The sequence below is a fragment of the Phaeovulum sp. genome, from assembly GCF_047638075.1.
In the GTDB taxonomy this organism is placed as follows: domain Bacteria; phylum Pseudomonadota; class Alphaproteobacteria; order Rhodobacterales; family Rhodobacteraceae; genus UBA6197.
In genome coordinates, this window is sequence record NZ_JBLJBV010000058.1 from 1 (window position 1) to 8058 (window position 8058).

7 protein-coding genes are annotated in these 8058 nt (G+C 61.3%); 6 read left to right on the top strand and 1 reads right to left on the bottom strand.

Going from position 1 to position 8058, the window contains the following annotated elements:
- Positions 1–362 (bottom strand): prephenate dehydratase domain-containing protein (locus ACM62R_RS09015; RefSeq protein ID WP_415183727.1); only part of this gene is annotated, 362 nt, incomplete at its 3' end.
- Between the two features lie 250 nt (positions 363–612).
- On the opposite strand from ACM62R_RS09015, the gene ACM62R_RS09020 reads away from it, so the two are divergent.
- The 6 genes from ACM62R_RS09020 to ACM62R_RS09045 form a co-directional block, all read left to right on the top strand.
- Entirely contained in the window at positions 613–1212 is a 600-nt protein-coding gene (locus ACM62R_RS09020) for a c-type cytochrome (RefSeq protein WP_415183728.1), read from the top strand.
- Between the two features lie 163 nt (positions 1213–1375).
- Positions 1376–3238: an extracellular solute-binding protein gene (locus ACM62R_RS09025; protein WP_415183729.1), complete on the top strand. Its 1863-nt coding sequence runs from the start codon at positions 1376–1378 to the stop codon at positions 3236–3238.
- A 31-nt stretch (positions 3239–3269) separates the two neighbouring features.
- Complete coding sequence (locus tag ACM62R_RS09030; RefSeq protein ID WP_415183730.1) at positions 3270–4427, top strand: microcin C ABC transporter permease YejB; 1158 nt, start codon at positions 3270–3272, stop codon at positions 4425–4427.
- Positions 4427–5530, top strand: a complete 1104-nt coding sequence (locus ACM62R_RS09035) for an ABC transporter permease (RefSeq protein WP_415183731.1) — start codon at positions 4427–4429, stop codon at positions 5528–5530. Before ACM62R_RS09030 ends, ACM62R_RS09035 begins: the two co-directional genes overlap by 1 nt.
- Positions 5527–7113: an ABC transporter ATP-binding protein gene (locus tag ACM62R_RS09040; protein WP_415183732.1), complete on the top strand. Its 1587-nt coding sequence runs from the start codon at positions 5527–5529 to the stop codon at positions 7111–7113. Before ACM62R_RS09035 ends, ACM62R_RS09040 begins: the two co-directional genes overlap by 4 nt.
- A 4-nt stretch (positions 7114–7117) precedes the next feature.
- A partial coding sequence (locus tag ACM62R_RS09045) for a glycosyl transferase family 1 (RefSeq protein WP_415183733.1) occupies positions 7118–8058 on the top strand: 941 nt, incomplete at its 3' end.

Sequence of the window (8058 nt, forward strand, 5' to 3'; positions counted from 1 at the left end):
TGGCGTAAAAAGCCGCGACACTGGCCCAGCAAAACCGTATGACTCATGGCTTCGTCGATATCGTCAAGCCGGGTTCCGGGCACCGCCAGCAGGTTGATATGGACCCGCACAAAGGCTTCGTCGATAATGTGCAGCCCGCTTTCGGGCAGTAGGTGGTGAATGTCGGCCACCCGGCCATAGGTCGAATTTTCAACCGGCAGCATCGCCAGATCGGCCTTGCCTTTACGCACGGTCTCGATCGTGTCTTCAAAGGTGCGGCAGGGGATGGCCTCCATGCCGGGGCGTGCCTCGCGGCAGGCCTGATGCGAATAGGCCCCCAGTTCGCCCTGAAAGGCGATGCGTCCTTTGGTCTGCGCGCTCATCAGTCTTGATCCCCGTGTATCGCCCCGGATCGGGCCCCTGCACGGGTGTCTATACCGGGGCCGGGGCCAGTTAAAGCCAAGAGGTGCGGCCAAGGGCGCAAGGCCAGCCGAGCGCGGCATCTACGACACATCGAGGGGTTTTGGCAGCGGATGCGGCGCGATTAGCGCATAATCCGGGTAACTATGCCTTGAAAACTACTGATGGAAACGGGTAGATGCGCCAACTGGACAGCCACATCAGGGAAGAGCCATGTTCAACACGATGAACCTTACCAAAGCCGTAGGCGCCATTTTGGGCGCGACCTTGTTTCTTCTACTGGGGAACTGGGTGGCATCGTCGCTTTATTCGATTGGCACCACTGAGCATGGCGAAGTGATCGCCGAGGCTCCGGCTGCCGATTCAGCGGAAACCCAGGTGGCGGATGCCGAAGAGGAACCCGCCGCAGAGGAACCCGCCGCAGAGGAAACGGTTGCAGAAGAAACGGCCGCAGACACCGCCGCTGCAGACACAACCGCCGATGCGGGTGATGCCGTGGTTGCCGCTGCTGGTGACGCAGAGCTGGGTGCCAAGGTTTTTGGCAAATGCAAGGCCTGCCACAAGATTGATGGCAAGAACGCCACCGGCCCGCATCTGAACGGTGTTGTGGGGCGCCCGATTGCCTCGGTTGAGGACTTCAAATATTCCGACGCGATGTCGGGCCATGGTGGCGATTGGACGCCCGAGGTTCTGGACGCCTATCTGACCAAACCCAAAGATTACATTCCGGGCAACAAGATGTCTTTCGCGGGCCTCAAGAAACCCGAAGACCGCGCCAACCTGATTGCGTATCTGGAAAGCCTGGACGGCTGATCCGCCTGAAATCTGCAAGAAAGGCCGTGCCAAAAGGCGCGGCCTTTTCGCATTTTGCCCTTTTCACGCAATCGCAACTTGAAGCCGGGCCGCTTGGCCCGTTAGCTAAGCCGGTAAAGACGCGCGGTTGAAGACGCACCTGTGTGCGCGAGGGAGGCAGCGGATGGCGATGACAAAAGGTTTTGCAGGGATACGGGCGGCGATACTGGCCCTGACGGTTGGGCTGATCCTTCCTGTGGGGGGGCGCGCCGAAGAGGCGCTGATCCATAGTCACGGCATCTCAACCTTTGGTGATCTGCACTATGGCCCGGATTTTACGCATCTGGATTACGTCAACCCCGATGCGCTGAAGGGCGGCGAAATCTCGGTTTGGACGATGGGCGGGTTTGACAGCTATAACCCCTATACGCTGAAGGGCCGCGCGGCGGCGCTGTCGTCTGGGGTGCATGAAACCTTGCTGGCGGGCACTGCCGATGAAATTGGCGCGGCCTACGGGCTGCTGGCCGAAAGCCTTGAATACCCCGAAAGCCGCGACTGGGTGGTCTTTACCCTGCGCGAGGGTGCGAAGTTTTCGGACGGGAGCGCCGTTACCGCCGATGATGTGCTCTTTTCATACGAGATCTTGCGCGACAAGGGCCTGTCCAGTTTTCGCGGGGTGATCGTGCAGATGATCGCCAGCGCCGAGGTGATTGATGCGCGCCACATCAAATTCATCTTCACCCCCAACTATCCGCGCCGCGACGTGATTCAGGCGGCGGGCGGATTGCCGATATTTTCCAAGGCCGAATATATCGCCACCGGCCGTGATCTGGAAGACAGCAGCGATACGCCGTTTCTGGGGTCTGGCCCCTATGTCTTTGACAGCGCCGACAGCGGGCGCCGCGTGGTCTGGCGGCGCAACCCCGATTATTGGGGCGCGGATCTGCCGATCAACCGGGGCCGCAACAACTTTGACAAGATCCGGGTCGAGTATTTCGGCGATTATCAGGCGGCATTCGAGGGGTTCAAGGCGGGGGCCTACACGTTCCGCGATGAGGCCTCTTCGCTGATCTGGGCCACGAGCTATGACTTTCCGGCGCTGACCAAGGGCTGGGTGATCAAGGATGAATTGCCGAATGGGGCGATTGCCTCGGGGCAGGCATTCGCCATCAACCTGCGCCGCGACAGGTTTCAAGATATCCGGGTGCGAGAGGCGCTGGGCCTGATGTTCAATTTTGAATGGTCCAATGAAACCCTGTTTTACGGGCTTTACACGCGCACTAATTCGTTTTGGGACAATTCGGAACTGGCGGCGACCGGCACCCCCGGCGCGGACGAGCTCGCCCTGCTGGAACCCCTAGCCGGGCAGCTGCCAAAGGGTGTGCTGACCGACGAGGTGGTGATTGCGCCGGTGTCGGGCCAGCGGCAGTTGGACCGCAATAACCTGCGCAAGGCCGCAGCCCTTCTGGACGAGGCGGGCTGGCCGGTGGGCAATGACGGTATCCGCCGCAATGAGCGCGGTGAAACCCTGCGCGTCGAGATCCTGAACGACAGCCAGACCTTTGACCGTGTGGTGAACCCCTATGTCGAAAACCTGCGGCAGTTGGGTCTGGACGCGGTGCACAGCCGGGTGGATGACGCGCAATATACCAACCGTCAGCGCAGCCATGACTTTGACATCATCACCGCGCAACTGGGGCAGGAATACATTCCCGGTTCGGGGTTGCAGCAATATTTCGGCTCGGGGTCGGTGAATGACACGTTCAACGCGATGGGGCTGGCCGATCCGGCGGTGGATGCGCTGATCAGCAAGGTTGAGGGTGCCAAGACCCGCGCCGAGATGACCGTGGCTGTTCACGCGCTGGACCGGGTGTTGCGGGCGCTGAAATTCTGGGTGCCGCAGTGGTATAAGCCCAGCTTTACGATCGCCTATTATGACATGTATGAACACCCCGAAAAGCTGCCCCCCTATGCGCTGGGCCAGTTGGATTTCTGGTGGTATAACGCCGAAAAGGCAGAAAAACTGAAAGCCGCGGGCGCGTTCTGATCCCGGGCCAAAAAGAGCAGGAAAGCCGTATATGGGCGCCTATATCCTCAGGCGAATGCTTCTGATCATCCCCACGTTGATCGGGATCATGATCGTGAACTTCACGCTGACGCAGTTTGTGCCCGGCGGGCCGATTGAACAGATCATCGCGCAGATGGAGGGCGAAACCGACGTGTTTCGCAACATCTCGGGCGGTGGTGACGCGGGCGCGCAGGGCGGTGGCGGGGTCAGCGAAGACCGCTATATGGGTGCGCGTGGATTGCCGCCGGAAATGCTGGATGCGCTTGAGGTGCAGATGGGCTTTGCCCGCATCACCTGCCCCGAGGGCACGACCGGCCCCGTCAGCCTGAAAACCCCCGGCTGCGGCAAGGAACCGATCCCCGCAGCCGAGCGGTTCTTCATCATGATGGGGAACTACCTGCGCTTTGACTTTGGCCAAAGCTTTTTCCGCTCGACCGGGGTGATTGATCTGGTGCTTGAAAAAATGCCGGTGTCGATCACGCTGGGGCTTTGGTCGACGCTTCTGGCCTATCTCATCTCGATCCCGTTGGGCATTCGTAAGGCGGTCAAGGACGGGACGGCGTTCGATACCTGGACCTCTGGGGTGATTATCGTCGGCTATGCGATACCGGGGTTTTTGTTTGCGGTTCTGCTGATGGTGCTGTTTGCGGGCGGGTCATATTGGAAGGTGTTTCCGCTGCGCGGGTTGACCAGTGAAAACTGGTCCGATCTGACGCTATGGGGCAAGGCGCTGGACTACCTGTGGCATATCACGCTGCCGGTGGTTGCCTCGACGATTGCCAGTTTCGCCACGCTGACGCTTTTGACCAAGAACTCGTTTCTGGATGAGGTCAACAAGCAATACGTGATGACCGCCCGCGCCAAGGGCCTGTCGGAACGCGCGGTGCTATATGGTCATGTCTTTCGCAACGCGATGCTGATTGTGATTGCCGGGTTTCCCAGCCTGTTTCTGGGCGTGTTCTTTGGCGCCTCGATCATCATCGAGACGATCTTTTCGCTGGACGGCCTGGGGCGGCTGGGGTTTGAGGCCACGGTCGCGCGCGATTATCCGGTCATCTTCGGCACGCTTTACGTCTTTGGGCTGATGGGGCTGGTGGTCGGGATTCTGTCGGACATGATGTATGTCTTTGTCGATCCGCGGATTGATTTTGAGCGGAGGGCAGGCTGATGGCGCTTTCGCCGCTGAACGCGCGCCGCTGGCGCAATTTCAAGACCAACCGGCGGGCGTTCTGGTCGCTGTGGGTGTTTTTGCTGCTGTTCACGATGTCGCTGTTTGCCGAGATGCTGGCCAATGACAAACCGATCATTGTCAGCTACCGCGGCGATCTGTTCTTTCCCGCCTACCGCTTTTACCCCGAAACCGCCTTTGGCGGCGATTTTCGCACCGAAGCGATTTACCGGGACGAGGCTGTGCAATGCCTGATCCGCACCGGCGGGCGTCAGGAGTGTTGGGACGACCCCGAGGCGGTGATCAAAGAGGCCAAAGGCGGCACCGTTTCCGGTGAGCCGATCGAGCGGGGCTGGATGATCTGGCCGCCGATCCCCTACCACTACCGCACGATCAACAATGTCGGCACAGCGCCCTCGGCCCCCGATGCGCGCCATATTCTGGGCACCGATGACACCGCCCGCGATGTGGCGGCGCGGGTGATTTACGGCTTTCGGACCTCGATCCTGTTCACGCTGATCGTGACCACGTCGGCCAGCGTGATCGGCATTACCGCCGGCGCGATTCAGGGCTATTTCGGCGGCCGGACCGATCTGATCTTTCAGCGCGTGCTGGAGATCTGGGGCTCTACCCCGTCGCTTTACGTCATCATCATCCTGTTTGCGATTCTGGGGCGCAGTTTTTGGCTGCTGGTGGGGGTGTCGATCCTGTTTGGCTGGCCCGCGCTGGTGGGGGTGGTGCGCGCCGAATTCCTGCGGGCGCGCAACTTTGAATATGTCCGCGCGGCGCGGGCGCTGGGGGTTTCGGACCGGGTGATCATGTTCCGCCATATTCTGCCGAATGCGATGGTGGCCACGCTGACGCTGCTGCCGTTTGCGGTGACCGGCACCATCGCGGCGCTGGCCTCGCTTGACTATCTGGGCTACGGGCTGCCCTCATCGGCGCCGTCGCTGGGCGAATTGGCGTTGCAGGCCAAGCAGAACCTGCAAGCGCCCTGGCTGGCGTTTTCGGCGTTTTTCACCTTTGCGGCGATGCTGTCGCTGCTGGTTTTCATCTTTGAGGGTGTCCGCGACGCCTTTGACCCCAGAAAGACGTTCAAATGAGCACTGTTTTGAACGTTGAAAATCTGGCGGTGAATTTCCGTCAGGACGGGCGCACCATACGGGCGGTGCGGGGCGTCAGTTTCACCGTGGAAAAGGGTGAAACGGTGGCGCTGGTCGGGGAAAGCGGGTCGGGAAAATCTGTCACCGCACTGGCCACCGTGGCGCTTTTGGGGGGCAGCGCCGAGATTTCGGGCTCGATCCGGTATCTGGGGCAAGAGATGGTCGGCGCGGATGAGCCGATGTTGCGCAAGGTGCGCGGCAACGACATCAGCTTCATTTTCCAAGAGCCGATGACCAGCCTCAACCCTTTGCACACGCTGGAGCGGCAACTGGCCGAAAGCCTTGCGCTGCATCAGGGGATACATGGTGCGGCCGCGCGGGCGCGGGTGGTTGAGCTGTTGGAGAAGGTCGGCATTGATAACCCCGAACGCCGCCTTGACGACTATCCCCACCAGCTTTCGGGGGGGCAGCGGCAGCGGGTGATGATCGCGATGGCGCTGGCGAACGGCCCCGAGTTGTTGATCGCGGATGAGCCGACAACCGCGCTAGATGTGACGATTCAGGCGCAGATACTTGATCTGCTGGCCGATCTGAAGCGCGCCGAGGGGATGAGCCTTTTGTTCATCAGCCACGACCTTGGCATCGTGCGCCGCATCGCGGATCGGGTCTGCGTGATGCAGGGCGGCGAGATTGTCGAGCAAGGCCGGGTCGAGGAAATCTTTGCCAATCCGCAGCATCCCTATACCAAAAAGCTGCTGGCCGCAGAACCGAAGGGGCAGGCGGGGCCGGTGCCCGAAGGGGCGCAGGAACTGGTCAGCACCGCGCATCTGCGCGTCTGGTTCCCGATCCAGCGTGGCCTGTTGCGCAAGACCGTCGGCCATGTGAAGGCGGTCAATGACGCGACGATTTCGCTGCGCGCGGGGGAAACGCTGGGGATCGTGGGCGAATCCGGGTCCGGTAAAACCACGCTGGCGCTGGCGATCATGCGGCTGATCGGGTCCGAAGGGGCGATCGTTTACGCGGGGCAGGATATTTCGCGCTGGTCGCCGCGCGAATTGCGCGCCCTGCGCCGGGATATGCAGATCGTGTTTCAAGACCCGTTCGGCAGTCTTTCACCCCGGATGACGGTTGAGCAGATCATTGCCGAAGGGTTGACCGTGCATGGGGTGGAACCGGGCCGCAACCGCCGCGACATGGTGACCGAAATCATGGTGGAGGTCGGGCTCGACCCCGCGTCGATGGCGCGCTACCCGCATGAATTTTCGGGTGGCCAGCGTCAGCGCATTGCGATTGCGCGCGCGATGATCCTGCGCCCCAAGGTGGTGGTGCTGGATGAGCCGACCTCGGCGCTGGATATGACGGTGCAGGTGCAGATCGTGGATCTGCTGCGCGAACTTCAGCGCAAACACGGGCTGGCCTATCTGTTCATCAGCCATGATCTGCGCGTGGTGCGCGCGATGGCGCATCAGGTGATGGTGATGAAATCCGGCGATATCGTCGAGGCGGGCGCCGCAAGTGCGGTGTTTGACGCGCCGCAAACCGAATACACCCGCGCCCTGATGGCTGCCGCACTGGGGAAGTGACGTCGTGAAAATTCTGTTCGTGCATCAGAATTTTCCGGGTCAGTTTCCGCATCTGGCGCCGGCGCTTCGGGCGCGTGGGCATGATGTCATGGCGCTGACGGCTGAAACAAACATGCGCCCGTCGCCCATACGGGTGATGAAATACCGCAGGCCTGCCGCCGTGACCCTGTCGTCATCCCTGACCCAGATTTACGCCGATGCCGCCGAACGCGGTGCCAAGGCGGCGCTGGCCGCCCGGCAGATGCGCGACAGGCTCGGCTATATTCCCGATGTGATCCTTGGCCATTCCGGCTGGGGCGAGACGCTGTTTCTGCGCGAGATATGGCCCGAGGCGCGGCTTTTGATTTATGCGGAGCTGATGTATCAAACGACCGGGCTTGATGCCGGTTTCGACCCCGAGTTCGCCCGCCCCGGCATTGGCGCGCAGGTGTCAACCGTGGCGCGGGCGGCGCATCTGGTGCAAGCCATGGTGCAGGCCGACGCGGGGCTGTCACCGACGCGGTTTCAGGCCGATACCTTTCCGCCCGATCTGCGCCGCAAGATCACTGTGATCCACGACGGGATAGATACCCAAACCGTGCGCCCCAACCCCAAGGCGCGGTTGAAAATTCCCGGCACGGACCATGTGTTCAAGCCGGGGGACGAGGTGATCAGCTTTGTCAGCCGCAGTCTTGAACCCTACCGCGGCTTTCACAGCTTCATGCGGGCGTTGCCTGCGGTGCTGGCCGCGCGGCCAAACGCGCATGTCGTGCTGATCGGGGATGAGGGGCAAAGCTATGGCCCCGCCCCGAAAGACGGGCAAAGCTGGAAGCAGCGCTACCTTGATGAGGTCGGCGGTCAGCTTGATCTGTCGCGCGTGCATTTTCTGGGGCGCGTGCCCTATCCTGTATTCCTGTCGCTGTTGCAGGTCAGCCGGGTTCACGCCTATCTGACCTACCCGTTCGT

Coding starts and splice junctions, on each gene's coding strand:
- ACM62R_RS09020 (WP_415183728.1), top strand. CDS start 613: ATGTTCAACACGATGAACCTTACCAAAGCCGTAGGCGCCATTTTGGGC.
- ACM62R_RS09025 (WP_415183729.1), top strand. CDS start 1,376: ATGGCGATGACAAAAGGTTTTGCAGGGATACGGGCGGCGATACTGGCC.
- ACM62R_RS09030 (WP_415183730.1), top strand. CDS start 3,270: ATGGGCGCCTATATCCTCAGGCGAATGCTTCTGATCATCCCCACGTTG.
- ACM62R_RS09035 (WP_415183731.1), top strand. CDS start 4,427: ATGGCGCTTTCGCCGCTGAACGCGCGCCGCTGGCGCAATTTCAAGACC.
- ACM62R_RS09040 (WP_415183732.1), top strand. CDS start 5,527: ATGAGCACTGTTTTGAACGTTGAAAATCTGGCGGTGAATTTCCGTCAG.